The sequence below is a fragment of the Rhizobium sp. 10N427 genome (genome assembly GCF_056394605.1).
In genome coordinates this window covers 633471-660062 of sequence record NZ_JBFTID010000001.1, presented here as the reverse complement: position 1 = coordinate 660062, position 26592 = coordinate 633471, and the positions used below count along the sequence as shown (strand labels likewise).

Genomic DNA, 26592 nt, shown 5'->3' with positions numbered 1-26592 from the left:
GCATGGCTTGCCGAACGCCAACCCCGGGCGTAGTCTGAGTTGAACGGGCATTTCCCTGAAAACTGTTTTCGGGCGCAACTGGTGCCGGAAATAGAAACCAGTTTCACTTATTGCACAGCGGCCGCCCCACCGGCCGCAAGTGGCGCTTGTGTTTAAACCGCAAAAACTGCGCCTAGATCGTATATGATGAAAATAAATTTCATCAATGCGCTTTCAGGCCCGTTTTCGGTTGACGGCCTCTGATTTTTGTCCCAACTTGAAGAAAATAAATTACTAAATTGGGAACGTCATCGGGATGAAAGTGGGAATCATAGGGCTGGGATTCCGGCTCGGCTACCTCGGCCATGTCTTCACGGCAATCGACAGCAGCTTCGAAATCGTCGGCTATGTCGATCCCGAACCCGCGGGCCTTCCGGGGTTGCAGGAAAAGGGCATCTCCGTCGGCAAGGCCTATGGCACGCCGCAGGAGCTCCTCGCTTCCGAAAAGCTCGATCTCTTGATGATCGGCTCTCCCAATCACATGCATCTCGATCACATCCGCCTCGGCCTTGAATCCGGTCTCAAGGTTTTCTGCGAAAAGCCGATCGTCACGACGATCGCCGAGAGCATCGAGCTTGCTCACCTGATGGCGAACTTCGGCCATGAGCGGCTGATGGTCGGCCTCGTTCTGCGCTACTCGCCGCTTTACAAGGACCTGCGCGCCGTCCAGGCGGAAGGCAAGCTTGGACACATCGTCTCCATCGAGGCCTCCGAGCATATCGAGCCCTATCACGGCGCCTTCTTCATGCGCGACTGGCGCCGTTACGAGCGCTATTCCGGCAGCTTCATGCTGGAGAAGTGCTGCCACGATCTCGACCTCTATAATGGTATCGTCGGCGCCCGGCCGGAGCGTGTCGCCAGCTTCGGCGGCCGCAAGAGCTTCACGCCCGCCAACGATCCGGCCCGCGAAGGCATCAACGACCTCGAACTCTTCCATCGTAAGCCGAGCGGCTGGATGGGATCCGACAAGGTGTTCGACAGCGACGCCGATATCATCGACTATCAGGTGGCGATCGTCGAATATGCCAATGGCGTCGGCATGAATTTCCATACCAACCTCAATGTTCCAGACCAGTTCCGCCGCTTCGCGATCATGGGATCGCGCGGTATGGCGGAAGGCGATTTCGTGCGCGGCTATCTCGATGTCCACGAGCAGCTCACCGGCAAGAAGGTCTTCGAGACCAAATACGCCGCAACCGAGCTCTCGCAGCATTACGGCGCCGACGAACAGATGGCCGCCGATATTCTCGAAAGTGTGCGCACCGGCCTCGAGCTTCCCGTCTCGACACTGAACGCATTGGAAGCCGGCATTCTGGCGCTCGCCATGGATGAGGCGCGAATGAAAAAGACGATCGTCGACTTGCGTCCCATCTGGGACCGCTTCGACGAAGCCCTTCACGCAAGAGCGGCTTGAGGAGGGCTGGAGATGGGTGTTCAACGCAGCACAGTCATCTTCGCCTGGCTCCTCCTCTTTCCGGCCGTTCTTTATGTGACAGTCATTGTCGCCTATCCGCTGCTTGACACGTTTATCCTGTCATTCACCGACGCGTCGCTGAAGAAGACCACCAACTGGGTGGGCTGGGTCAACTACGGCAAGATCTTCAACTCGACCTTCGCCGAGGTCATCATCCGGACCTTCATCTGGACGTTCTTCTCGGTGTCGATCAAGATGATCATCGGGGTCTTCGGCGCCACGATGCTGAACTCCGCCGTGCCCGGCCGCGCACTGTTTCGCGTGCTGACCATGCCGCCCTGGATCGTTCCGATGGCGATCGGCATCTTCATGTGGGGCTGGATGTATAACGGCCAGTTCGGCATGATCTCCGGCATGCTGCAGCGCTTCGGCCTGGCGTCGGGTCCCGTCGCCTTCCTTGCCGAGGGATCGACGGCCTTCTGGGCGACCATCATCACCGACGTCTGGATCGGCGTGCCGATGGTGACGCTCTACATGCTGGCGGCCATGCAGGCGATCCCGCAGGATCTCTACGAAGCGGCCTGGACCGACGGGGCCGGACGTTTCTATCGCTTCCGCCGCATCACCCTGCCGCTGATCGTGCCTTCGATGATCACCATGTCGATGCTGTCGCTGATCTCGACTTTCAATTCCTTCGACATCATCTGGATTCTGACGCGCGGTGGCCCGAGCGGCGAGACCACGACGATGATCATCGACACCTACAAGACGGCGATCGGCTCCAACAAATATGGCGAGGGTGCAGCGCGCGCCGTGCTGATCTGCATCTTCCTGTCGATCTTCTGCGTCTGCTACTTCCGTATCACCAGCCGTCTTTCTTCCGGAGACAAGCGATGAGAACGCCGCATCTGCTGATCAACCGCTACAAATGGTATGAGATCATCGGCATCTATGCCGGTATCCTGGTGTTTCTCACCTTCGTGCTGGCGCCGTTCGTCGAGGGCTTCCTCGTCTCGCTGAAGCCGCTCAGCCAGCTGTTTTCCTCGCCCTATCGCTTCATTCCTGAGAACGGCTCGTTCGAAGCCTACCGGACCATGTGGGTGAGCGTGCCAGGCTTTGCGCGCTATATCTTCAACTCCTTCTTCATCTCGACGATCGTCACCACGGTGGTGCTGATCCTCGTCGTCCCGGCCTCCTATGCCTTCGCGCGCTTCGAATTCCGAGGGGCAGGCTTGCTGCTCGGCGCGTTCCTGGCGGTCAACATGTTCTCGGGTGCCGTTCTTCTCATCCCGCTCTTCCGGCTGATGCGTTCGTTCGGGCTGTTGAACACCTATTTCGCCATCATGGTTCCCGGCATCGCCTTCCTGATCCCCTCGGCGATCTGGCTGCTGCGCACCTATATGATGCGCATCCCGCGAGAGCTCGATGAGGCGGCCTTCGTCGATGGTGCAAGCCATTTCTACACGCTGCGCCGCGTCATCCTGCCGATCGCCATGCCGGGGATCACCGTCGTTGCCATCACAACCTTCATCGGCTCCTACGCGCAGCAATTCATCTACGCCCTGACCTTCAACTCCAAGACGGAATACGCCCCTCTGCCGGTCGGCCTGTTTGCCTATTTCGGCCGCCAGGAAGTCGTCTGGAACGAGTTGATGGCGGCAAGTTTCGTCGGCATCGCGCCGGCGATGATCGTGATTTTCTTCCTTCAACGGTATCTCGTCAGCGGTCTGACCGCGGGCGCGGTGAAACAGTAAGACAAAACTAAACCACCAGAGAAAATGGGAGCTAAAAAAGTGACGATTCAATTCAAGACCGGCCTCATGGCCCTTGCCCTGCTCGGCTCCACCGCGCTTGGTACCATGACCGCTCATGCCGCTGACCAGGAAATCAGCTGGATCTATTGCGGCGACAAGATCGACCCCATCCATGAAAAATACATCAAGGAATGGGAAGGCAAGAACCCGGGCTGGACCGTCAAGCCTGAAGTCGTCGGCTGGGAACAGTGCCAGGACAAGGCAACGACGCTGGCTGCTGCCGGTACGCCCGTCGGCATGGCCTATGTCGGCTCGCGCACGCTGAAGGAATTCGCGCAGAACGACCTTATCGTTCCGGTTCCGATGACCGACGAAGAGAAGAAGAGCTACTACCCGAACATCGTCGACACCGTCACCTTCGACGGCAACCAGTGGGGCGTGCCGGTCGCTTTCTCGACCAAGGCCCTCTACTGGAACAAGGACCTGTTCAAGCAGGCCGGTCTCGACCCGGAAACCCCGCCGAAGACCTGGGCTGAAGAAATCGCCGACGCCAAGGCGATCAAGGAAAAGACCGGCATTGCCGGTTACGGCTTGCCTGCCAAAACCTTCGACAACACGATGCACCAGTTCATGCATTGGGTTTACACCAACAACGGCAAGGTCATCGACGGCGACAAGATCGTCATCGACAGCCCGGAGGTTCTCGCAGCCCTGCAAGCCTACAAGGACATCACGCCCTACTCCGTCGAAGGCGCAACCGCCTACGAACAGAACGAAATCCGCGCCATCTTCCTCGATGGCAAGGTCGGCATGATCCAGGCAGGTTCGGGTGCTGCTGCCCGCCTGAAGGACACCAAGATCAACTGGGGCGTCGCGCCACTGCCACTCGGTCCTTCGGCCAAGGGTGAAGGCACGCTGCTGATCACCGACAGCCTGGCCGTCTTTAAGGGCACGGGCGTCGAGGAAAAGGCGGCCGAATTCGCCAAGTACATCACCTCGCCGGGCCCGCAGGGCGAATACGAGCTGCAGGGCGGCGCGGGCCTCACCCCGCTGCGTCCGTCGGCGAAGGTTGACGAATTCGTCAAGGCCGATCCGTCGTGGAAGCCGTTCATCGACGGTATCGCCTTCGGTGGTCCCGAGCCGCTCTTCACCGACTACAAGGGCTTCCAGAACTCGATCATCGAGATGGTTCAGTCCGTCGTGACAGGCAAGGCCGAACCGGAAGCCGCTCTGAAAAAGGCTGCCGGCGAAATCGAAGCCTTCAAGTAAGCCGTATCAGAGGATCGCGGTCACTCGGCCGCGATCCTCACCGACCAACCTCATGCGCGTTCAGGCCGGGACCGGAGACAGATTTTTGGGACAGCTTCAGCTCAATAAAGTTCAAAAATTCTATGGCGACTACGAAGTTCTGAAAGGCGTCGAACTCGACGTGAAGAACGGCGAGTTCGTTGTCTTCGTCGGACCGTCAGGCTGCGGCAAGTCCACCCTGCTGCGGATGATCGCCGGTCTCGATGCCACCACCAAGGGCGACATCGTCATCGATGGTGTGCGCGTCAACGAGCTGCCGCCCGTCAAGCGCGGCATCGCAATGGTCTTCCAGTCCTATGCGCTCTATCCGCATATGACGGTCTTTGAAAACATCGCCTTTCCGCTGCGCGTCGAGAAGATGGAAGAGGAAAAGCTCAAGGCGCGCGTCGAAAACGCTGCCCGCATCCTCCACCTCGAAACCCGCCTGCAGCAGAAGCCCGGCATGCTCTCCGGCGGACAACGCCAGCGCGTCGCCATCGGCCGCGCGATCGTTCGCGAACCGAAGATCTTCCTGTTCGATGAGCCGCTCTCCAACCTCGACGCAGCGCTGCGCGCCGACATGCGCATCGAGCTGGCCAAGCTGCACCGGCAGCTGAAGGCCACGATGATCTATGTTACCCACGACCAGGTGGAGGCCATGACCATGGCCGACCGCATCGTCGTGCTCGATTCAGGCAATATCTCGCAGACGGGCGCACCGCTGGAGCTTTATCACAAGCCGGCAAACCAGTTTGTGGCCGGCTTCATCGGCAATCCGAAAATGAATTTCCTGCAGGTGACCTGCAAATCCGTCAGCGATGCCGGCGTGACGGTCGATTACCGCGGCCAGACGGCGACATTACCGGTCGCCCCGCGCGACGGGATGGCAGGCAAGACGCTGACGCTCGGCATCCGGCCGGAGCAGGTGCAACTTGCCAATGGCGACATCTCGCTGACGGTGACGCCGAGCGTCATCGAGCGGCTGGGCGCCAATACGGTTGCCTATGCCGCGCTCGGCAGCGAAACGGAAAACTTCTGCGCCATGCTGCCCGGCAGCGTCGGCATCCGCGCCGATGTTCCCGTAACCGTCGGTATCAATGCCGTGGACTGCCATCTGTTCGACGAAGACGGTATCGCCTTCGAACGCCGGGTGGAGCTCACCGAAATCGATGTGAACCTGCTGTCTCCGGCGACAGCCTGAGGATCGCAATCGGACCGCAACAGCGGTCTGATCTCGTCTATTCTTCGATCAGGCCGTCATAGACTTCCATCAAGGCGTCGGTGATCGCCTGCCCGAGTGCAGCACCGGCCGCACGGACATCGTCCTCGCTGCCTTCACGGGCAGCCTTTGCGAGCTCGAAACCCTGGTCGCTGACGATTAGTTTGGCGACCTCGATTGCCCACTGGCCGAAATCACCGCGATTTCCAATCTGGACTTGCTCTTCCACGCCACTCTCCTTCGCTCGATGAACCTCATCTAGCGAATGCGGCCGCGTGCGCAAGCAGCAATTGACCGATCAGTTACCAGACGAGGCCGCGCGCAGCGACTTCCTCGACACGGGTGACGACGCCATTGCGGTGGAAGACCATCGTGTCGAAGAGGTTCGAGACCACACAGGTGTGGTTGGGGATGATGAAGATCTTCTCGCCGATCTGCGGCCGCGGCCCTGTGCAAGCCGAGAGGTCGATGACGCCATGCTCTTCCGAGAGGCTTGAAATTTTCGCCTCTGGATACCCGACGACAAGCCCGAAGTCGCTGAAACCCTGGAGATCGGAGGTCAGCGCCTTCGAACCGGCATCGATGACCGCACGGTCCGCATTCGGACGCGAGACCACGGTCGCGACGATATGCATGGCGCAATCGCCTTCGCGGCAGTGGCCCATGCGGACCATCTGCCGGTCATTGTAGATATAGGTTCCGGCGCGATGCTCCGTCGCCGACTTGACGAGATGTGCGTCGAACAGGCTCGGCGTCCCGCCGTTGCTAACGATCGGGCACTCGATGCCTTGCGCCGAGAGGAGCGAAAGGGTCGATTGGATGAAAGCCTCGACGGCATCGGCCGATTGCGGTTTTGGATAGGTGAGAATGCCGCCGAAGGTCAGTCCGTCGGCCGCGGCGATCCGCTTGGCAAGCGAGGCAGCCTCCTCCGGCGTCTGGACCCCGCAGCGGCCCGCGCCCGTGTCACATTCGACCAGCACGGTCAGCGGCCGGTGGCCGGAGAAATGGGCTGCCAGTCCGTCGATCGTCACTTCGCTATCGGCAACCACCTTCAGGCCGGAGATCCGGTCGTTCAGGGCACTCAGCCGCTCCAGCTTCTGCGGTCCGAGAATGTTGAAGGTAATCAGGATGTCCTCGAAGCCGGCCGCAGCGAAAACCTCCGCCTCGGTCACCTTCTGGCAGTTGATGCCCTTGGCGCCGGCCGCGACCTGGGCGACGGCCAGTGCCGGGATCTTGTGGGTCTTGATATGTGGGCGGAAGTTCAGCCCGTGCTGATCCATATAGGACTGCACCCGGTGGATGTTGGCGGCCAGCTTGTCTTCGTCGATGACAGGGCGGGGGGTCGAGAGATCCGCGATCCTGTCACCTGCCTTGGCGACGACGGCAAACCGGTTGTCATGCATCTCAGGCGGCTCCGCGTTCGGTTCCATGAGGATCGGCCACGATCGGCCAGATGTTCTTCGGCGCCCGGCGATAGGCCGTCGTTGCCGGATTATTGGGGTAGGGCGTTCCCGCGGAGCAGTAAAGGATCTCGGCCGCGATCTTGGAGAAGGACGCGAAGAAGTGGTTGGTGGACTTGATCACCAAGATCTTCTGCTTTTCCGGATCGATACCCATCACCGAGAACAGGCTTGGATCGAAGCTCTGGGCGCGCGTCGAATTCAGGATGATATCGATGCCATCGAGCACGATATGGGCGGAATCGCCGAAAGGCGCCAGGCTCTCGCCGAACTGCATCTCGGCATTCTTCACCAGCTTGACGATCTTGACAGTGCCATCGACAGGATTGCCGGTGCCGGGTGCCGATTTGGCGCCGAAGCGCAGCGGGATCTCGGCCCCCTCGCCTGCCGCAAAACAGATCTGCACGGCGACCGGATCCCAGATCGTGCCGATGGCAGCACTCTTGACGCCGCGGGCGATCAGCTCTTCGAGAATGACCGTCGCATCGCCAGCCGTACCGCCGCCCGGATTGTCCCAGACATCGGCGATCACGACAGGCCAGGCGGTTGCGGCAAGTGCGCGGGACACCGCTTCCTTCTCGTCGATCTGCGGCACCATGAAGGTCCCGCGCTTGGAAAACAGTTCCATGCCGAGTTCGCGCGCCAAGGCGGCGCCCTTTTCCGGCTTGTTGTTGGTGACAACAAGAAGCTTGGTGCCCATTTCAGGCACGTCGCCGACCATGAAACCATGCACGACCGAGATCGACAGGACATCCGCGTCGTCCTTCTCGATCTTCATGATCTTGTCGACGAAGGAACGCATCGGATCGCGCGAGGTCGGGAAAACATCGATCATCCGGCAGTCAAACACCGAATTGACGGGCTTCACCCGGCCCTCCAGCGCATCGACGGCGATCCGCCAGAGATCTTCGGCGCGATCGACGAAATCGGTATGCGGGAATTCCTTGAAATAGACGGCGAAGTTAAGCGCTTCGATACGCTTCTTCGTGAGGTGGCTGTGCGGATCGAGCTCGGCACAGATCAGCACGTCAGGCCCGACCATCTCGCGCATGCGGCTCAGAAGATCGCCTTCCGTATCTTCATAGCCGGCAGCGACCATCGCACCGTGCAGGCCCATGACGATGGCATCAACCGGCGGCGCTGCCTTCAGCTGGCCGAGGATTTCGTCGCGCAGTTCCTCATAGGTGTTGCGATTGACGAGACCGGCCGGGTCTGCCCAGGTGGCGGTGCCCTCAATCAGCTCCCAGCCTTTTTCGGCGGCGACACGGCGGCCGACAGTGATCGGGGCGGTGCAGAGCGTCGGCGTTTCGGGATGCTGGCCGGGCGGCGCATAAAGCGAGGCCTCGAAAGCGCGGCGGTCCACGCAGATCGGTGAAAAGGTATTGGTCTCGGTCGCCAGTGCTGCCGTGAAAATGCGCAAGTGATTAGGCCTTTTAATGTCGGCCCCGCGTCAACCCATCGGGTTCGGCAGGTAGCCGGTGAAACCGCAGATCTTCCACTGTCCTTCGTGGAGCCTGCAATAATAGAGTGTCTGCCACTGCATGATGTCGCGGCTGCCGTCGCTCTTCGTCAGGCCGCCGTCGAACTTCTTGCGGACAAGCGCCATGTCGCCCTCGATCTCGATATCCTCGAGCGTCGTGGTGGTGAAAATCGCCGTACGGGTATCCTCGGCAAATCTTTGCGTGGCGAAGTCTTTCGCCTGCTTCAGCCACTCGTCGCGATAGGCTTTCAGCGTCGGAAAAGCGAGGCGCCATTTGTCCGGGCTGACTTCCTTGCGGCCATCGATGCCGATGAAGCCTTCCTCGACGAAATCATGCTCGACAGCAGACCAGTCTGCAGCCAGAAAAGCGTCGATATCGCGGGGAACAAGCATCTCCCAGATGCTGTGCCTGGCGGTATCCGAGGACGGGAAAGGATTCTGAAAAGGATCACGCATGGCCGCCCCCGATTTAAATAGTTTTCATAAATGGCGTTTTTCGCTGGTCAAATTCTGCTTTCTATGGTCACTTGTCAACTTATCAAGAAAATAATTTGCAAGGAACCGGGCATGTCCATCAAACGCTATGGCACTGTACAAACCGGCGCCGGTGGCAAGGCGCTGCCGTTCGCACGCGCTGTGGAAGCCGACGGCTGGCTCTATGTTTCCGGCCAGGTGGCGATGGAAAATGGCGAGATCATCGACGGCAATATCATTGCCCAGACCCACAAGACGATCGCCAATGTGCTCGCCATTCTCAAGGAAGCCGATTACGGCGTCGAGGACATCGTTCGCGTCGGTGTCTGGCTTGATGACCCGCGCGATTTCTGGACCTTCAACAAGATCTATCAGGAATATTTCGGCGAGCACCCGCCGGCCCGCGCCTGCGTCCAATCGTCCATGATGGTCGATTGCAAGGTCGAGATTGATTGCGTCGCCTATAAGAAGAAAGACTGAGAGCGGCGATTACGGGGGGACCGGCTTGGATATCTTTTCCACATTGCAGGAAGACAAGGGCCGGCTCTCAGCCTCCGAGGGCCGCATCGCCGAGATCATCGTCAATGATTTCGAGTTTGCGGTAAACGCGTCGATCATCGAACTCGCCGAACGCGCCCAAGTTTCCCCGCCGACCGTCACCCGTTTCTGCCGGCGGCTTGGCTGTGAAAGCTTTTCCGACTTCAAGGTCCAGCTCGCCCGCACCGCCCATATCGGCGTGCGCTATCTCAAGCCGGAATCGAAAAGCAGCGATCCGGCCGACGTGGCGCAGGATATCATTACCAAGGCGCAGAACGCGCTATTCCTGCTGCACCGCTCGCTCGACCTGACGGCGATTGAGGCGGCCGTCGGGCTGATCTCCAAGGCTGAAATGATCTACGCCTTCGGCTCCGGCGGCAATTCCTCGATGATCGCCGACGAGCTGCAGAACCGTCTCTTCCGTCTCGGGCTGCGGATTACCGCCAGCTCCGACCACAGCATGCAGCTGATGATGGCGGCAGCGGCCAAATCCGGCGACGTGATCATCGGCTCCTCCTTCTCCGGCCGCAATGCCGAGCTGGTTCGCTCCTTTGCTCTGGCACGCGAGGCCAAGGTGAAGACCATCGCGCTGACGCAGACCGGCAGCCCGGTTGCCAAGGCCGCCGAGATCGTCGTTCCGATCGACCTGCCCGAAGGCACCAATATCTACCGGCCGACATCGACCCGCATCGCCTATATCGCGACGGTCGATATTCTTGCGAGCCTCGTGGCCTATGCCATCCAGCCGAAGGCAACGACGACGCTCCGCCGCATAAAGCAGCAACTCGTCGCCCACCGCGACGGCACCGACGACCGGCAGCTGCTTGGAGACTGATTGACATGAGAGGACAGCAGCAATGACGCAATCGGCGGCCATCGTGACGGGAGCAGCAGGCGACATCGGCGCGGCGATCGCCGCGAAACTGGCCGACGATCACGACATTGTTCTGCTGGCCGATATCGATCCGAAAGCTGCGGCCGCAACCGCAGCGAAACTCGGCAGCGCCGATCGTTTCATCCCGGTCGAATGCGACGTCACCAGCGAGAACAGCGTTGCCGCGCTCGCCAGGCGGGCAGCGCAGATCGGAACGGTCCGCACGCTGGTCAACAATGCAGGCGCCGCCCGCGCCGTCAGCCTGCATGACACGACGCCGGAAATCTGGCGGGCGGACAATGCGCTCAATCTCGAAGCGGCATTCCTGACCTTCCGGGCCGTCGAGGACCAGCTAAAGGCCAGCAAAGGCTCGGTCGTCAACATCGCTTCGGTCAACGGCATGAACGTCTTCGGCCATCCCGCCTATAGCGCCGCCAAGGCCGGGCTTTTGCATTTCACCCGGCTGGTGGCTGTCGAATACGGAAAGTTCGGTATCCGCTCGAATGCGGTTGCTCCGGGTACGGTCAAGACGCAGGCCTGGGAAATCCGTGCAGCTGCCAATCCCAATGTCTTCGAGGATGCCCGCCGCTGGTATCCGCTGCAGCGTGTCGTCGATCCGAAGGATGTCGCCAATGCCGTCGGCTTTCTCGCCGGACCGCTGGCGGCGGCGATCACCGGCGTCTGCCTGCCTGTCGATTGCGGCCTGACGGCCGGTCAGGCAGAGCTCGCCCGCACCTTCTCCCAATCCGAGCACTATTGAAAAATCATAAGAGAAAACGAGAGGAACAGAAATGAAACCGGTTTACTACCGCCTGGAAAACAGCTGGAACCCGGATGGCGGCCCGAACGGTGCATTCACCTTCACGCTCTTCAATCTGTCCGGCGAGCCGCTTTCCGGTTTCAAGCTCGTCTATACCTCGCTCACCCGCGTCATCGATGCGGCAGCTTGCGGCAACGCCACCTTCCTGCGCCGCAACGCCAATTTCCATGAGTTCGGTCCGCCCGCCGGTCTCACGCTCGCACCCGGCGAAAGCTGGAGTTTCACAGTCGCCGGCCTGCACCGCAGGGCGCAGCATTGCACCGACGGCGCCAAGTCCGCCTACCTGACTCTCTCCTCGGGCAAGCATGTGCCGGTCGCCGTGTCGGACCTCTTGCTGGAAGGCCGCACCAGCGAGCCGCCGCCGGAGCTTCTGCCGGAAGGCCGTCTCGATCTCCCCTTTGCGCTTCAGCCATGGCCGGCCGAGATCAGTGCCACACCGGGCGACGGCTTTCCAGTCGTGCTCTTTCCACAGGACGCAAGCGTCGAGGAACTCGCTGCCATCTCGACGGTGATCTCGCTGACGCGGCGCCTGTTCGAAAGCGATCACTCGGTCTTCAATCTTGCCGCCTCGCCGCAGGGCCGCCCGCTGATCTTCAAGACGGATGCCGCCCTTGAGGCAGAAGCCTATCGCCTGGATTTCGCATCCGGCAGCGTGACGCTCAGCTATTCCGGTGCTGCCGGACGCCAATATGGCCTGACTTCGCTCGCCCAATTGCTGAACGGCGCTCGCGTCACCAAAGACAAATTCCGCTTCCCCCTTTCAGGGACGATATCGGACAAGCCGCGGTACGGCTGGCGCGGCTGCCATCTCGACGTCTCGCGCCAGTTCTATCCGGTTGCCGACGTCAAGCGGCTGATCGATATCCTCGCCTGGTTCAAGCTCAACATCTTCCATTGGCACCTGACCGATGACGAGGCCTGGCGTCTGGAGATCAAGGCCTACCCGCAGCTGACGGCGGCGGGCGTTCTGCGCGGGCCCGACGAACCGCTGCTTCCACAGCTCGGCAATGGTGCGGAGCCCGCCGGCGGCTTTTATTCGCAGGACGACATCCGCGAGATTGTCGCCCATGCCGGTTCGCTGAGTGTCGAAGTCATTCCCGAGATCGACATTCCCGGTCACAATGCGGCAACGCTCGTTGCACTGCCCGAACTCACCGACGGTCAGGAAGCGCCCGACAGCTATCACTCCGTTCAGGGCTATCCCAACAATGCGCTGAACCCGGCCATACCGATGACTTATGAGTTCCTGGAGAAAGTGTTCGACGAGATGGTCGAGCTTTTCCCCTCCTCCTACATCCATATCGGCGGTGACGAAGTGGCAAACGGCTCGTGGCTCGCCTCGCCGCTTGCCAAGAAGCTGATGGAGAAGGAAGGCATCTCAGGCACGTTCGGGCTGCAGTCCTATTTCCTGAAGCAGGTGAAGGCGATGCTCGACAAGCGTGGCCGCAAGCTCGCCGGCTGGAACGAGGTGGCCCATGGCGGCGGCGTTGCGGCAAAGGACAGCCTGCTGATGGCCTGGGAAAATCCGCAGGTTGGCATTGAGCTCGCCAAGGAAGGCTATGACGTCGTGATGACGCCGGGCCAGGCCTATTATCTCGACATGGTTCAGGCGACGGCTTTCCAGGAACCGGGCGCCAGCTGGGCCGGAACGGTGCCGCCGGCCCACACCTATGCCTATGAGGCGGCGGGCGAATTCCCGGAAGAGCTGAAGGATCGGCTGAAGGGCGTTCAGGCCTGCATCTGGTCTGAGCATTTCCTGTCGCGCGGTTACTTCAACCGTCTCGTCTTCCCGCGCCTGCCGGCTATCGCCGAGGCGGCATGGACGCCGAAGGCCGCGAAGGATTGGCATCGCTTCGCTGCCATCGTTCCGCTGAGCCCGATGCTCTAGGATGACAGCCATGCGGATTGCGATCGGCGGAATTCATACAGAGTGCAGCACCTACTCGCCGGTGCTGATGACCGTGGATGATTTCAAGGTGCTGCGGGGGGAAGAGCTTCTCGGCGCGGCCTATTTCGACTTCGTCCACGAGAGCGGGGCTCACCTGCTGCCGCTGCTTCACGCCCGCGCCGTGCCCGGAGGCCCGGTGTCGCGCGTGGCCTATGAAGCCTTCAAGTCCGAATTTATCGAGAGGCTGAAAGCGGCGCTGCCGCTCGACGGCCTCTACCTCGCCATGCACGGCGCGGTGAATGTCGAGGGCATGGACGATGCCGAGGGCGACTGGATTTCGGCAGCCCGCGCCGTCGCCGGCGATGCCTGCATTGTCGCGGCGAGCTACGACCTGCATGGCAATGTCAGCCAGACGATCGTCGACCAGCTGGATATCTTCGCCGCCTACCGCACAGCACCGCATATCGATGTGCGCCAGACGATGGTCCGTGCCTGGACGATGCTCGTTGATGCGTTGGAGACGGGCGAGCGGCCAGGTGTCGCCTGGGCGCCGGTCCCGGTTCTCTGGCCCGGCGAGCGCACCTCGACTGAGGACGAGCCGGCAAAGCGGCTCTATGCCAGGCTGCCCGAATTCGACGCCCGCGACGGAATTTTCGATGCCAACCTTATGGTCGGCTATGTCTGGGCCGACGAGCCACGCGCGACGGCCTGCGCGGTTGTGACAGGCAAAGACAAGGCTGCGGCTATAAAGGCGGCAGAGGAGATTGCTCTCTCCTATTGGGATGCACGCGCCGAGTTTCGTTTCGGCCCGGTCACCCGTCCATTGGACGAAGTCCTTGATATCGCTCAGAATTTATCGTCACGTCCGGTTATTCTTGCCGATTCTGCGGACAATCCGACCGGTGGCGGCGTCGGTGACCGCGCGGACGTTCTGCGAGCCGTTCTGAGCCGCAATCTGACCGGCGTTCTCTTTGCCGGCATCACGGATCGCCCGACGGTTGACGCATGTTTTACTGCAGTAAACTCTGCAAGGGTAACGCTATCGATCGGCGGCAGCCTGGATCCGTCGAGCCAACCGGTCGATGTGGAAGCGGAAATCCTGACCCTCGACGACCCCGGCATTCCTGCCGACCGGCAGGCCGTTGTGAGGATCGGCGGCGTGACTGTCATTCTTGCTGCGCGCCGGCGCCCCTACCACAATATCGCGGATTTCACCCGCCTCGGCCTTGATCCCAAATCCGTAGGACTTCTCGTCGTCAAATCCGGCTATCTCTCGCCGGAGCTGGCCCCGATCGCAAACCCCAACCTGATGGCTTTGACGGATGGCGTGGTTGGACAGGATATCGAAAACCTTGTCAGCCTGCGCCGGCAGCGTCCAGCCTTTCCATTCGATCGCGATTTCGCCTATACGCCGGAGGCGCGTCTTTCCGCTTCTTGGAAAGATTGACAACAACATACGGCGACTGTCCATATCGGGTGGCTTCATCCCCGCCCGGCCTGTATTCGCCAGTCTTCGATGAAGAACATGAAACGCCTTATCCCCGACGTCTTCCGCAACCCGGTCATCCGGGTGAGCATGCTTGCGATTTTCACCTTCGGCTTTGCCGGCGCGACGACCTCGCCCTACCAATCCGTCGTCGGTATTCGAGAGCTGGGTCTTTCGAACGCGCTTTATTCCGCACTGATCTTCGCGGCCGCAACCGTCAATGTCGTCGTCAGCATCCTGCTGGGCAATCTTGCCGACCGGCTGGGCGAATACCGGACGATGATGCTGATCGCCGCGATCTTCGGCGTTGCCGGTTACGGCGCCATCTATCTCATTCCGACCGAACAGGTCTTCGTGTTGAGCGCTCTTCTTATCCTGCCCGTCTATAGTTCGCTGAGCTCGCTGTTGTTCGCCAATGTCAGAGCGGCGACCGGAGACATGAACAGAAGCGATGTCGCGACCGTCAATTCGGGCGTGCGGGCGATGATCTCCCTCTCCTGGGTTCTCGTCCCGGGGCTGACCGGCATTCTGCTCTCCGGTTCGCCGACCATGCTGCCCGCCTATCTCTTTGCCTGTATTTCCTGTGTCGTCTGTCTGGCGTTGATCGGGCTGTTTCTGCCACGGCAGAGCGGCACCGACCATGCGGCCACCCATCATCTGTCCTATCTCGCTGCGCTCGGACAGGTCGTCTCGCCGAAGATCCTGAGTCGCGTGGTGGCTATCGCTTTGATCAGCAGCACGCTTCACGTCAACGGCGCGATCCTGCCGCTGGTGGTCACCGGTGCTGCGCATGGGACCGTTGCCGATGTCGGTGTCCTCGTCGGCATCGTTGCCTTCCTCGAGGTCATCTTCATCATTCTCTGGTCGCGGCTGCTGCGGGTGATCAGCCAGCTGACGGCTCTGGCCGCGGGAACGATCATCTACGCCGTCTATCTCGTGCTGCTCGCCCTCGCCTCCGCGCCCTGGCAGGTCTACGCCCTCACCCTTATCAGCGGGATTGGCGCAGCCGCCCTGATCAGTGTTCCGATCACCTATCTGCAGGATCTGATCGCCGAGCGTCCGGGCCTCGGCAGCGCGTTGATCTCGGTCAACATATTCCTCAGTGCTGGATTGAGCGCCTTGCTCTTTGCTGCCGGGACGGCTCTGACAACCTATTCCGGCACGGCATTTGTCGGTGCGATCTCGGGGGTGGCCGGGCTCGGGCTGCTGCTCTTTCTCGATGGACGCCGACGTTAGGCTAAGCGACTGGATTCGCTTGGATTTCAGTCCATATGGCGCTCTCATGGCCTGATTTCTTCACGTTCCAATCGTTGTTTATCCGATGTTTTCTTAGCGCAACGGAACTCAATGAATAGTTTGCTTCCATCATTGGGTAACCGGCTTTGGAGGGCCTGCCGCAGGCTCCGATATGTTCGCCCGTCGCAAAGCGGCAAGCATTGGCCATGTGTTGAACCGCCCCTCCCCGGCGCGGCGCGATAATGTCCGCAAATAGCCGCCTGGAGACGCAATCGTACTACCCTTCTGGAATATGCAGGCGATCGCGACAGCCGTATTCTGCACGCCCATCCTGCTGACGGCCTGATGATAGGCGGATGGATCGATTTGCAGCATGGTGCTGACGATGGTGCTGGCGCTGATCAGATCGCTCCACGTTCGAACACTTCCTCCCGGTCCGTAAAGAGCGATATCGGGGCAGGTTTCGGTCACTGTGGTGATCGGATAGGTAATCGACGCCTTCCCGGGTAGCAGCCTTTGTCCTTCTAAAGCGTTGTCGCCGAGATCAGCGGAGTTTACTGCGGTCAACCCATCCCCGGCATTCGTAACCGGATGTTCAGATTCAGAAATAGATTCAGATTCTGATATCTGTATGTGCCGCTCATTCTGTAAGGCATTGGCGCTCGAATTTTCGGTTTTAATCTGTGTCTCCAGTTGCTTGACGATTTCGGCGCGAAATTCCTCGAGCTCGGCCAGAACCGAGGCGATCAGATGCGGGGTTGCAACGCGTGGCAGCTTGTTGAGGATGGAATGAAACGCCTCATCGATCGCCCACCAGTCGCCATCGGCCGACTCGGCGATCGCAGCTGTGATCAGCTTCGAGATATCGCGCCTGCAAAGGGTAAGCTGTTCCTTGATGGTCTGCAGATGCAATTTCTCGGCAGCGACCTTGGCTGCGAGACGTTCGATTTCCTCAGCGCGGGCAAGCAGCGGCGCTAACGAGAAACCATAGGCATCCCGGATTTCGCCCTGACGGTCCTTGCGCGCATAACGCTTGCCATTCGGACTGTCCTTGCGGAGCACCAGGCCCGACGCGATGAGAGATGCCATATGCCGCCGCACCGTCTGCTCGGCCATGCCGTGGCATCGGATTGAAAGCTGGTTGTTAGATGGGAACACGACAAGGCTGCGCTCGGCAGAGAGTTCGCCATGTGGATAGAAGCTCAGAAGCGCATTCAGCACCGCGAGCGCCCGGTCGGAAATATCGAGCAGAGGTTTGGCTTCGCAGAGCGCGCGATAGATTTTCCACTTGTCGACCGAGGCACTGCTCTCGATCTTTTGGGCTCTGACCTGGCTTGCAAGCATGCCAAGCGTCATCGGCCGCCGCCCAAAAGGCGTCGTCACACTTCCACCATCCATTTTCTTCGCCTTCTTCAAGGCAAAAGATATCAGCTCACCAAAAATAGGTGCCGGGGACTCTTGACTATGTGGAGTGGAAATGTGATTCTCTGGGTGTCTAGATCAGAGAGGGCTTCCACTACGGCAACGTTTTGGGGGCCTTTTCTTTTGCTTATTGATCTCCATTCTTCGATGAAATCATGTCCTTCTCGAACGCCTCGTAGAGACGATCCAGATTGTCTGCGATATAGGCGCCGAAGGCCGATCCCTTGGCTGCCTTCAGCGCGATCGTGAACTGTTTCCCGTTATCCTTGATCTTCGCCTTGACCGAACCGTCGCGCCGCTGCCATTGGCTGATGGACGCCGGCTGCGCCTGGTTCTGAGCGGTAGAAACGGGTTTGCCGTTCAGAAACTGCACAAGCATATCGAAACGCACGTCCGGTTCGGCAGCAACGAAATCGGGCGTCTCAACGAAGAGAGTTGCCCGCTCGGCGGAATTTTCTTCTTCGAACTTGACCGAAAGATCGTGCCAGCGGTCGCGGCCGGTGGCGCGCGCAGCGCCGATTGCCGAGAGAACCTCGGCCGGGATGCGGCGGGTGACCGACAGCATCTTGGAGACCGTCGTCTTATCGGCACTCAGCGCCGACATGATGGTCTCGCGGTCGAAACCGAGCGTATCGAGCTTGTCGGCAAACATCGTGCGCTCGATGAAGGAGAGGTCGGCACGCGCCGAGTTTTCCTGACCCTGGGCGATGACGTGGTCACGGTCGTCGAGCTTCTTGACCACGGCGCGAACCGGACGGCCGAGCTCCTTAGCAACGCGCGCACGGCGATGACCGAAGGCGATTTGATACTTGCCATCCTTTTGCGGATGCGGACGCACCAGAATAGGGGAGTCCTGACCGCGCGAGCGGATCGCTTCAAGCAATTCCTGAAACTGCTCGTCGGTTTGAACCAGACGATCGCTGACGAAGGACTCCTCGATGAGAGCGGTATCGAGATCGATAACCGTTTCGCCATGAGCGAGCTTTTCTTCGATATCGCGCGCCGCATCCGCCCTCGCCGCCAGCGCGTCGATGCTGCGGGTGACGGCGCCAAGCGCCCCGATTCCCTTGAAGGCAATCTGCTGCTTTTCGGCACCGGAATCGCCTTCGATATTTACCGCGGTAAACTTCTTGGAATCGTCCATCAGGCCGGAGAGGATATTCTTACGTGCCATATGTCTCCCTCCGGACGGTCGATTGGTTTCCCGTGGCGAAGCCGTGAGTTATCATTTGCGGCCCCAGGCTTTGTGGATGAGATCGGCGATCTCGCCGTTGACTGAATCCATCGCTTCCATTGCGCGGTCATAGGTGGCGCGCGTAAAGGCGCTGCGCTCGACCTCGTAAAGCGTCTGGTTGGTCATGGCCGCATCCGATATCGCGACGCTTCGCAGCATCGGATTTGTCAGAACGTGATTGCGGAACATCGAGCGCATGAAGGCGACCATCTGCGTCTGCGGCCCGTCCTGCGGGTCGTAGCGGGTCACCAGATAGCGCAGCCAGTCGAGGTTCATGTTGCCGCCGGCGCCCTTCAGGGTGTTCAGCACCTCGCCGAGCATCTGCAGGAACTGGCACATCGACATGACGTCGAGCATCTGCGGATGAACGGTGATCAGCACCGCGGTCGCGCTGCAGATCGCGCTCATCGTCAGGAAGCCGAGCTGGGGAGGGCAGTCGATGACGACGACGTCGTAATCATCGGATACCGAAGACAGCGCCTCGTCGAGACGGGCGAAGAAGATCCGGCCGTAATCGCTGGTCTTGCCCTGAGCGAGAATGCGCGGCGTGTCGTGCTCGAATTCCATGAGCTCGAGATTGCCGGGGACGAGGTCGAGGTTGGGGAAATTGGTCTTGCGGATGATTTCCTTCAGCGGACGGCGCTCGTCGTCGTAGCGGATCGCCGCGTAAAGCGTCTCGTTCTCGTCGACGTCGAATTCCGGCTGGAAGCCGTGGATGGCGGACAGTGAGGCTTGGGGGTCGAGATCGACAGCCAGGACCCGGTGGCCGGTGAGGGCCAGGTGCTGGGCAAGGTGGGCTGCACTCGTGGTCTTGCCGCTGCCACCTTTGAAGTTGACGACGGCGACGACCTGAAGATGTTCGCTGCCTTTGCGATGCGGAACGTAACGCGTGCCGCCACGCGCGTTCTGGTCGAGAAACTGGCGCATCTCGTCCATCTGACCGGCGGTATAGGAGCGGCGCCCGGACGAGGTGACCTGGGGGAGGGGGCCTTTGCCCTCCAGCGACAGGTTCCTGAGATAGCCGCTGGTGACGCCGAGAAAGCGTGCAGCCTCTGCCAGCTGGAACTCGCGCAGATCCTTCATGGCCCGCGGCGGAAACATTTCCAGCCGGTGCTGCTTCAGCTTGTCGGACAGTTCCTGCGCCTGAGCGATGATCAGCTGATCGACGTCAGAAATTGCCTTATCAATTGTCGGTGCCATATTCATGGAAATCTCAAAAATGCGATTTAAACACCCTGCGGGCTTTGAAAGCGCATTTAGCTCCGATTCTCATTTTCTTGCAAGGCAATTAGGCTTAACAGGGAGTTAACCGGATTTCTTCGAGAAGCCTTTGCACAGATCGGCGGCTGAAAAGAGCGGTTTTCGCGCCGGACGAGCCTGTGTACGGGCAGCGGAAGCGAACGGCGTTTCTACTTCCGTTCAGGGGAGTACATTAACCATATCACGGCATTAGCCACTATCGGTTTTTGGTCTCCGGGGCCGCGAATCGAATCGCAATTCGTTTGCCACTGCCTATCTTGAGCCCATTTCGGCTCGCCGATCAACGGTTTACGGACCGATCGGCTGTGAACAAACCGACCGATATGGGCCGCAAAAGCGCTGGTTGCGCCGGACTCCCGGCCTTGCCTCAGGCCGGGTGCCGCCTATCCCTGCTGCGACTCAGGGACGACGCGGCCGTTTTCCCGCGCCGGGATCAAAGGCGGCTTGCGATCCGCAGGCCGTCATAGATGGCGGCATGGGTGTTTCGCGCCGCCACTGCATCTCCGATCCGGAACAGCTGGAATTTGCCATCGGCATTGCGGGTGACGGTCTGCTGCTCTCCGGCCAGAAGCTGATCGTGCGACAGCTCTCCGAGATTGCTGGAGAGCGGCTTCAGTTCGAAATAGAGGTCATCAAGCGGAATGGTGCCGTGGTTGACGACGATCTGGTCGACGATCCGCTGCTTGGCAACGCCGCCATAGTCGCTGCCGACATGCGCCAGCAGCTGGTTGCCTTGTTTCTCGGCCTGGTCCAGACGGAAGGTGACGGTGAAGATGACGTCGAGCTTCTGCAGCGTGCGCATATAGGGAACGAGGTTCATCGCCATAACCTCGGGCGCAAAGGACCGGTCCGGCGTCATGATCTCGACCTTCGCGCCTGTCCTCGCGATAATCTCCGCCGCCTGCAGACCGGCATGGTCGCCGGCATCGTCATAGATCAGTACATTGGTACCGGGCTTCACGTCGCCCGAGATGATATCCCAGGCGGAGACGACGAGTTCGCTGCCCTTCGACAGGACATCGGTATGCGGTAGGCCGCCGGTGGCGATGATCACCACATCAGGGTTCTCAGCGGCGATAGTGTCAGCCTCGGCCCAGCTGTTGAAATGGAAGGTCACACCCCGTTTCTCGCACTGGCTCATGCGCCAGTCGATGATGCTGATCATTTCCTTGCGGCGTTCGCTTTGTGCCGTCAGGCGGATCTGCCCGCCGGGATTGTTGGCGGCCTCGAAGACGACGACCTCGTGGCCGCGCTCGGCGGCGACGCGCGCCGCCTCGAGCCCGGCCGGGCCGGCACCGACGATGACGATCTTCCGGCGGGCATCCGCCTTTTCCACCACATGCGGCATCGTCTCTTCGCGCCCGGTAGCGGCGTTGTGAATGCAGAAGGCCATGCCGCCCTGGTAGATCCGGTCGAGACAGTAATTGGCGCCGACGCAGGGGCGGATATCCTCCTCCCGCTTCTCGATGATCTTTCGAACGATGTGTGGATCGGTCATGTGGGCCCGTGTCATGCCGACCATATCGACCTTACCGGAGGCGATGGCGTGGCGGGCGGTCGCAACGTCGGGGATCTTCGCGGCATGGAAGGTCGGAAAATTGGTCGCGGCGCGGATTTCGCCGGCGAAATCCAGATGCGGCGAGTTCGCCATGCCCTGAATGGGGATGACGTCGGTCAGGCCCGGATCGGTGTCGATATGCCCGCGGATGACGTTGAGATAGTCGATCAGCCCGCTGTCGCGCAGCCGTTTCGAAATCTCGATGCCGTCATTGCGATCGGTACCGCCGGGAAGACACTCGTCGGCGGTATAGCGGACGCCGAGAATGAAATCGTCGCCCACTCTTTCGCGCATCGCCCTGAACACGTCGAAACAGAAGCGCATGCGGTTTTCCAGCGAACCGCCATAGGGGCCGTCGAGTTCATTGGTCAGCGGTGAGGCGAACTGATCGATCAGGTGGCCATAGGCTTCCAGCTCGACGCCATCCATGCCGCCCGCCTTCATCCGCTCCGCGGCATCCGCGAAATCCTTGATGATGCGCTCGATATCCCAGTCTTCAAGTTTCTTCGGAAAAGCCCGGTGCGCGGCCTCGCGCTGGTGCGAGGGTGCAAGAACGGGCAGCCAGTCGCCCTTGTCCCAGCGGGTGCGCCGTCCAAGATGGGTCAGCTGGATCATGATCGCGGCACCCTGTTCGTGGACGGCATCGGTCATGTCGCGGATCCACGGGACGATCTCGTCCTTGTAGGCAAGCAGGTTGTTGAAGACGGGAGGACTGTCGCGTGAGACTGCGGCCGAGCCCGCGGTCATCGTCATTGCCACACCACCTTTGGCCCGCTCGACCGTGTAGGCGCGGTACCGCTCCTTCGGCATGCCGTCGTCGGGATAGGCAGGCTCGTGGGAGGTGACGATGATCCGGTTGCGAAGCGTCAGGTGCTTGAGCTTGTAGGGTTGCAGGAGGGGATCGTTCGACATCGCGGTGCTCCAGTGTTCATGACTGGGATCGAAGGTTATCCAGAAATGTACACCTATGTCAATTTAGAAGGCATTGCTGTTTTGCTGACAGACAGCGATGCACAAACCCGTTGTTGCCGCGATGGGAGTTTGGTACCTCTGCGCCATGGAGCGATTACAGAATGATAGCGGCTGGCGGGGCTCGCCGGATGTGTGGCTTGAGGCGGCCTATGCCTCGCTGCTCGAATCGGGCGTCGATAGCGTGCGTATCCTGCCGCTCGCGAAGAAGCTCACGCTGTCGCGCACCAGCTTCTACTGGTTCTTCAAGGATCGCGAGGAGTTGCTCGGCGCGCTGGTCGCCAGATGGCGGGACAAGAATACCGGAAATCTGGTCAGGCGTTCGGAAGCCTATGCGGAAACGGTGGCCGAGGCGATGCTGAACGTTTTCGACTGCTGGATCGATCCTGCACTGTTCGACGCCAAATTCGAGTTCGCCATCCGAAGCTGGGCGCTGCAATCGGCGGAAACGCTTGCGGAAGTGCAGGAAGCCGATCAGCTTCGGATTTCCGCCCTGACGAAAATGCTGCACCGCTTCGGTGAAGACGAAGCCAGGGCCGATGTCCGGGCCCGCACCGTTTATCTGGTGCAGATCGGTTATATCTCCATGCAGTCGCAGGAAGATCTTGCGGTACGCATGAAGCGCATCCCGGAATACGTGGAAATCTTCACCGGCCGGTCGCCGGAAAACCGCGAACTCGACAGATTCTATTCACGCCACGGCTACGTGCCGGGCTGAAAGGGCCCGCTAGTGTCCGGCGCGCGCTTCATCGATGTGTGCCTTGTTGGCCTGCTGTCTTTCGATGCTCGTGCGCATCAGTTGCCGCTTCACGTCGAGAAAGCTTTTCTGCGCCGCAAGGCGGTCTGCAGCGCTGAGCGGTTCGACCGGTCTGCCGTCGATGTCGTGGCGCATCGAATCGGGCTGGGCGCTGGCGAAATAATAGCGCTTGGAGAAAATGTGGAACGCCGTCGCCCGGCGCAGGCTGCTCACGCCATGCTCCGGCTTCAGCAGCGCCTTGATCTCGTTGAAGAGGCCGACCGCGAAGGGCAGGATGGGGTCACCGGGATTTTCGGGCAGAATTCCAATCGAACGGGTCAGCATGGCGTTGATCGCCCGGGCTTTCTCGACATCCGCTTCGGTTGCCGCAATCGGTCCGCGGCTGACAGTCCAGGCTTTGCGCATGATTTACTCCACATGGCTTCCATACGTTGCCATTGTGAAAAAACCGCGACATCCGCTGATGTTCCCGTGACGGGGACCTGATCATCGGCATCGAATGAAGGCCCAGCCGGCACACGCGTGCGGCTGGGCCTTGCAAAATATTAGAGAACTGCGACGTTTTCGGCCTTGGACTTGCCGGTCTTGCGGTCCTGTCCGACTTCGAAGCTCACCTTGTCGCCTTCGCGAAGCGAGCCGCCGCGCTGCAGAGCAGACACGTGCACGAATACGTCAGCGCCACCGCTTTCCGGGGTAATGAAGCCAAAGCCCTTGTCATCGTTGAAGAATTTTACAGTACCAGTAGCCATCAGAGTTCCTTTTACTTCTCTTAGCCGTTTTCAATCGCCGCCGGAGCCTATCGCTCGCGCGCCGGCTTATCAACGGTTTACGCCTTTTTACAGGGTGTAGTTCTTTCGCAGAAGAACGGCGTTTGGTCCAGCAATCGTTTTGCGATCGGCATCGCAAAAGCAATTTTGACGCCAAAGGCGCCTCGTGACGCCCGTCTGATTGCTTTCCAAGATATCTGTCAATCAAACATTCCTTAATCATGAATAGCTAAAATTGTAAGTCTAAAGCCAAGAATATCGGCGGCGGGTTCAACGTAAAACAATCATGACGGGAACGAGTTATTAATATGCTCTTCAAAACAACGACAGGTCGTAATCTATTCTCGATTGGCGCTTGCGGCGTCGTTGCCGTTATTGCCGCATCCGGCGTCCTTTTCTTCAGATCCTACACGGAAATACGCACAGAAAGCATGGATCAGATGCGCCAGATCGCCCGGTCCGAGGCGATTGCTGTCGAGCGCGATATTGGCGGTACCGTCCATATCGTCGATAGCCTGGATGCCGTTTTGCAGACTTTGAAGCAGACCGGCGATGCCGATCGCACCAAGGCCGACAAGATTCTCTTGAACATGCTGCAGGCCAATCCGGCAATCCTGGCGACCTGGACCGGCTGGGAGCCGGATGCCTTCGACGGCAAGGACAAGGATTTCGCCAACAAGGAAGGTTATGACCAGACCGGCCGCTATGTGCCCTACTGGGTTCGCAGCGGCACGCAGATCACCCATACCGCATTGACCGACTATGCGACGCCGGGTCCGGGCGATTATTATCAGGTTCCATTCACGACGCGCAAGACGACCGTCGTCGAGCCCTATCCCTACACGATCGATGGCAAGGAAGTGCTGATGACCTCGGTCACCAAACCGATCATCATCGACGGAAAGCCGGCGGGCGTCGCAGGGCTCGATCTTTCGCTTCAGGATACCAGCAAGGCGCTGTCACAGATCCAGCCAATGGGGACAGGCTTTATCGGGCTCGTCAGCGGCGGCGGTAAGATTGTCAGCCATCCGAATATTGCATTGATCGGAAAGAGCCTCAGCCAGGCAGGCGATGAGACGGCGGGATGGGACGGCCTGATTGCCAAACTCGGTGCCGAGCAGCAGCTGATGGCGAGCGATGGCACTGCTTCTCTGGCGGTCGCCGTTCCCGTCAAGCTCGGCGAGGGGCCGGACTGGTATGCGGTGATATCCGTACCGAAGGCAACGCTTTTTGCCGAGCTGAATGCAATGATCCGCGATGCGCTGATCTCGACCGGCGTTGCCGCCTTGATGCTCGGCCTCGCCGGCTGGCTGATCGCACGCCGTTTTATCGGCCGGATCTCCAATGTGATTTCCGAGACGGCCGAGATCGCCGCCGGCAAGCTCGACGTGCAGATCAAGGACGCCGGTTCGAAGGATGAGATCGGCGATCTCTCCCGCTCGCTGAGCCGGCTGCTGGAGAGCAATCGACAGAAGTCCGATCTTGAAAATCAGGCTGCTGCCACGCATGCGCAGCAGGAGAAGGAGCGGGCAGAGCGCGCACGGCTGAACACGGCGCAGGAAGCCGACGTCAAATTCGCCGTCGGCGAGCTGGCGCGCGGACTTTCCAGGCTTGCAGAAGGCGACATGACGACGGTGCTCGAGCAGCCCTTCACCGCTGCTCTCGATGAGACCCGCGTCAATTTCAACGACTCGATCGTCAAGCTTCGCTCGGCGATGGTCTCCTTCTCGCAGAATGCCAATGTGATCCAGAGCGGCGCCGGCGAGGTTCGCTCCGCCGCCGATGATCTGGCGCGGCGCACGGAGCAGCAGGCAGCGTCCGTCGAGGAAACCGCAGCAGCGCTCGAACAGATCACCACTTCCGTCAAGGATTCGACCGTCCGTGCCGAGGAGGCCGGATCGATGGTCGCTCGCACCAAGGGCGATGCCGAGCGCTCGGGCGAGATCGTCCGGCGCGCTGTCGATGCCATGCATGCGATCGAGCAATCGTCGCGGTCGATCTCCAATATCATCGGCGTCATCGACGACATCGCCTTCCAGACCAATCTGCTGGCTCTCAACGCCGGCGTCGAAGCGGCGAGGGCAGGGGAGGCCGGCAAGGGCTTCGCGGTCGTCGCGCAGGAGGTTCGCGAGCTTGCCCAGCGCTCGGCTGGTGCCGCCAAAGAAATCAAGACGCTGATCGTCTCCTCGGGATCGCAGGTCAAGACTGGCGTTGATTTGGTCACCGAGACCGGCAACGCGCTATCGGCCATCGTCGGTCAGGTGCAGCAGATCGACCAGAATGTCGACGCGATCGTCAAGTCCGCGAGGGAGCAGTCGACGGGCCTTCAGGAGATCAATACCGCGGTGAACCAGATGGACCAGGCAACGCAAAAGAATGCCGCCATGGTCGAAGAATCCAATGCCGCCTGCCACACACTGGCGACCGAAGTCGCGGCGCTGGCGGAACGTCTTGCGCAGTTCAAGCTGGACGACGGCGCTAACGGAAACCGGCCTTACGACGTCTCGGGCAATACCCATAGAACGGCAAACGGCAGCAGGCTTCACGCGGTCGCCTCGCCGGCACGCACGCTCTCGACAAAGCTCGCCGTTGCCTTCGGCGGATCGGGCGGGACGACGCATTCGGCCAGCAACGACTGGAAAGAGTTCTAACGCTCG

23 protein-coding genes are annotated in these 26592 nt (G+C 60.2%); 13 read left to right on the top strand and 10 right to left on the bottom strand.

Annotated elements, in window-relative coordinates:
• Nucleotides 1-295 precede the first annotated feature (295 nt).
• The 5 genes from AC1DIJ_RS02865 (at nucleotide 296) to AC1DIJ_RS02845 (ending at nucleotide 5695) form a co-directional block, all read left to right on the top strand.
• Nucleotides 296-1453 carry a Gfo/Idh/MocA family protein gene (locus AC1DIJ_RS02865; RefSeq protein ID WP_112388805.1) on the top strand — a complete coding sequence of 386 codons (1158 nt, stop codon included), beginning with the start codon at nucleotides 296-298 and terminating at the stop codon, nucleotides 1451-1453.
• Nucleotides 1454-1465: 12 nt separating this feature from the next.
• Nucleotides 1466-2350 carry a carbohydrate ABC transporter permease gene (locus AC1DIJ_RS02860; protein WP_112388804.1) on the top strand — a complete coding sequence of 295 codons (885 nt, stop codon included), beginning with the start codon at nucleotides 1466-1468 and terminating at the stop codon, nucleotides 2348-2350.
• Nucleotides 2347-3207 carry a carbohydrate ABC transporter permease gene (locus tag AC1DIJ_RS02855; protein WP_112388803.1) on the top strand — a complete coding sequence of 287 codons (861 nt, stop codon included), beginning with the start codon at nucleotides 2347-2349 and terminating at the stop codon, nucleotides 3205-3207. Before AC1DIJ_RS02860 ends, AC1DIJ_RS02855 begins: the two co-directional genes overlap by 4 nt.
• Nucleotides 3208-3273: 66 nt before the next feature.
• Nucleotides 3274-4476 carry an ABC transporter substrate-binding protein gene (locus tag AC1DIJ_RS02850; protein WP_477831183.1) on the top strand — a complete coding sequence of 401 codons (1203 nt, stop codon included), beginning with the start codon at nucleotides 3274-3276 and terminating at the stop codon, nucleotides 4474-4476.
• A gap of 85 nt (nucleotides 4477-4561) precedes the next feature.
• The gene (locus AC1DIJ_RS02845) at nucleotides 4562-5695 is read left to right on the top strand and encodes a sn-glycerol-3-phosphate ABC transporter ATP-binding protein UgpC (protein WP_112388801.1); all 1134 of its coding nucleotides are present in this window, start codon (nucleotides 4562-4564) and stop codon (nucleotides 5693-5695) included.
• 37 nt (nucleotides 5696-5732) lie between these two features.
• Here AC1DIJ_RS02845 and AC1DIJ_RS02840 read toward each other — a convergent pair whose 3' ends face one another.
• The 4 genes from AC1DIJ_RS02840 to AC1DIJ_RS02825 all read right to left on the bottom strand — a co-directional run bounded on the left by AC1DIJ_RS02840 (nucleotide 5733) and on the right by AC1DIJ_RS02825 (nucleotide 9109).
• Nucleotides 5733-5942 (bottom strand): hypothetical protein, encoded by a 210-nt coding sequence (locus tag AC1DIJ_RS02840; RefSeq protein ID WP_112388800.1) that lies wholly within the window; start codon nucleotides 5940-5942, stop codon nucleotides 5733-5735.
• Nucleotides 5943-6015: 73 nt separating this feature from the next.
• Nucleotides 6016-7116, bottom strand: a complete 1101-nt coding sequence (locus AC1DIJ_RS02835; protein WP_112389047.1) for a D-TA family PLP-dependent enzyme — start codon at nucleotides 7114-7116, stop codon at nucleotides 6016-6018.
• 1 nt (nucleotide 7117) lies between these two features.
• On the bottom strand, nucleotides 7118-8593 hold the full coding sequence (locus AC1DIJ_RS02830) for a M81 family metallopeptidase (RefSeq protein ID WP_112388799.1): 1476 nt from the start codon (nucleotides 8591-8593) through the stop codon (nucleotides 7118-7120).
• A gap of 30 nt (nucleotides 8594-8623) precedes the next feature.
• Nucleotides 8624-9109, bottom strand: coding sequence for a hypothetical protein (locus AC1DIJ_RS02825; RefSeq protein WP_112388798.1), 486 nt, complete (start codon nucleotides 9107-9109; stop codon nucleotides 8624-8626).
• 111 nt (nucleotides 9110-9220) lie between these two features.
• Between AC1DIJ_RS02825 and AC1DIJ_RS02820 the strand changes: the two genes are divergently transcribed.
• The 6 genes from AC1DIJ_RS02820 (at nucleotide 9221) to AC1DIJ_RS02795 (ending at nucleotide 15968) form a co-directional block, all read left to right on the top strand.
• The gene (locus AC1DIJ_RS02820; RefSeq protein WP_112388797.1) at nucleotides 9221-9607 is read left to right on the top strand and encodes a RidA family protein; all 387 of its coding nucleotides are present in this window, start codon (nucleotides 9221-9223) and stop codon (nucleotides 9605-9607) included.
• A 25-nt stretch (nucleotides 9608-9632) separates the two neighbouring features.
• Entirely contained in the window at nucleotides 9633-10499 is an 867-nt protein-coding gene (locus tag AC1DIJ_RS02815) for a MurR/RpiR family transcriptional regulator (protein ID WP_112388796.1), read from the top strand.
• A gap of 22 nt (nucleotides 10500-10521) precedes the next feature.
• Nucleotides 10522-11298 carry an SDR family oxidoreductase gene (locus tag AC1DIJ_RS02810; protein ID WP_112388795.1) on the top strand — a complete coding sequence of 259 codons (777 nt, stop codon included), beginning with the start codon at nucleotides 10522-10524 and terminating at the stop codon, nucleotides 11296-11298.
• Between the two features lie 31 nt (nucleotides 11299-11329).
• Nucleotides 11330-13246, top strand: coding sequence for a beta-N-acetylhexosaminidase (locus AC1DIJ_RS02805; RefSeq protein WP_112388794.1), 1917 nt, complete (start codon nucleotides 11330-11332; stop codon nucleotides 13244-13246).
• 10 nt (nucleotides 13247-13256) lie between these two features.
• Nucleotides 13257-14693, top strand: a complete 1437-nt coding sequence (locus AC1DIJ_RS02800) for a M81 family metallopeptidase (protein ID WP_112389046.1) — start codon at nucleotides 13257-13259, stop codon at nucleotides 14691-14693.
• Between the two features lie 78 nt (nucleotides 14694-14771).
• On the top strand, nucleotides 14772-15968 hold the full coding sequence (locus tag AC1DIJ_RS02795) for an MFS transporter (protein WP_112389045.1): 1197 nt from the start codon (nucleotides 14772-14774) through the stop codon (nucleotides 15966-15968).
• Nucleotides 15969-16097: 129 nt separating this feature from the next.
• Here AC1DIJ_RS02795 and repC read toward each other — a convergent pair whose 3' ends face one another.
• From repC to AC1DIJ_RS02775, 4 genes are all read right to left on the bottom strand, one after another.
• The gene (gene repC, locus AC1DIJ_RS02790) at nucleotides 16098-17366 is read right to left on the bottom strand and encodes a plasmid replication protein RepC (protein WP_112388793.1); all 1269 of its coding nucleotides are present in this window, start codon (nucleotides 17364-17366) and stop codon (nucleotides 16098-16100) included.
• 151 nt (nucleotides 17367-17517) lie between these two features.
• Nucleotides 17518-18564, bottom strand: a complete 1047-nt coding sequence (gene repB, locus AC1DIJ_RS02785) for a plasmid partitioning protein RepB (protein WP_112388792.1) — start codon at nucleotides 18562-18564, stop codon at nucleotides 17518-17520.
• 51 nt (nucleotides 18565-18615) lie between these two features.
• Complete coding sequence (gene repA, locus AC1DIJ_RS02780; RefSeq protein ID WP_112388791.1) at nucleotides 18616-19830, bottom strand: plasmid partitioning protein RepA; 1215 nt, start codon at nucleotides 19828-19830, stop codon at nucleotides 18616-18618.
• A gap of 487 nt (nucleotides 19831-20317) precedes the next feature.
• Complete coding sequence (locus AC1DIJ_RS02775; protein WP_112388790.1) at nucleotides 20318-22354, bottom strand: NADH:flavin oxidoreductase; 2037 nt, start codon at nucleotides 22352-22354, stop codon at nucleotides 20318-20320.
• 145 nt (nucleotides 22355-22499) lie between these two features.
• On the opposite strand from AC1DIJ_RS02775, the gene AC1DIJ_RS02770 reads away from it, so the two are divergent.
• Nucleotides 22500-23129, top strand: a complete 630-nt coding sequence (locus AC1DIJ_RS02770; protein WP_112388789.1) for a TetR/AcrR family transcriptional regulator — start codon at nucleotides 22500-22502, stop codon at nucleotides 23127-23129.
• Between the two features lie 9 nt (nucleotides 23130-23138).
• Here AC1DIJ_RS02770 and AC1DIJ_RS02765 read toward each other — a convergent pair whose 3' ends face one another.
• Entirely contained in the window at nucleotides 23139-23573 is a 435-nt protein-coding gene (locus tag AC1DIJ_RS02765; protein ID WP_112388788.1) for a ProQ/FINO family protein, read from the bottom strand.
• A gap of 140 nt (nucleotides 23574-23713) precedes the next feature.
• Nucleotides 23714-23917, bottom strand: coding sequence for a cold-shock protein (locus AC1DIJ_RS02760; protein WP_112388787.1), 204 nt, complete (start codon nucleotides 23915-23917; stop codon nucleotides 23714-23716).
• Between the two features lie 326 nt (nucleotides 23918-24243).
• Here AC1DIJ_RS02760 and AC1DIJ_RS02755 point away from each other — a divergent pair, with 326 nt between their 5' ends.
• A complete protein-coding gene (locus AC1DIJ_RS02755; protein ID WP_112388786.1) occupies nucleotides 24244-26586 on the top strand; it encodes a methyl-accepting chemotaxis protein in 2343 nt (780 codons plus the stop codon).
• Nucleotides 26587-26592 lie beyond the last annotated feature (6 nt).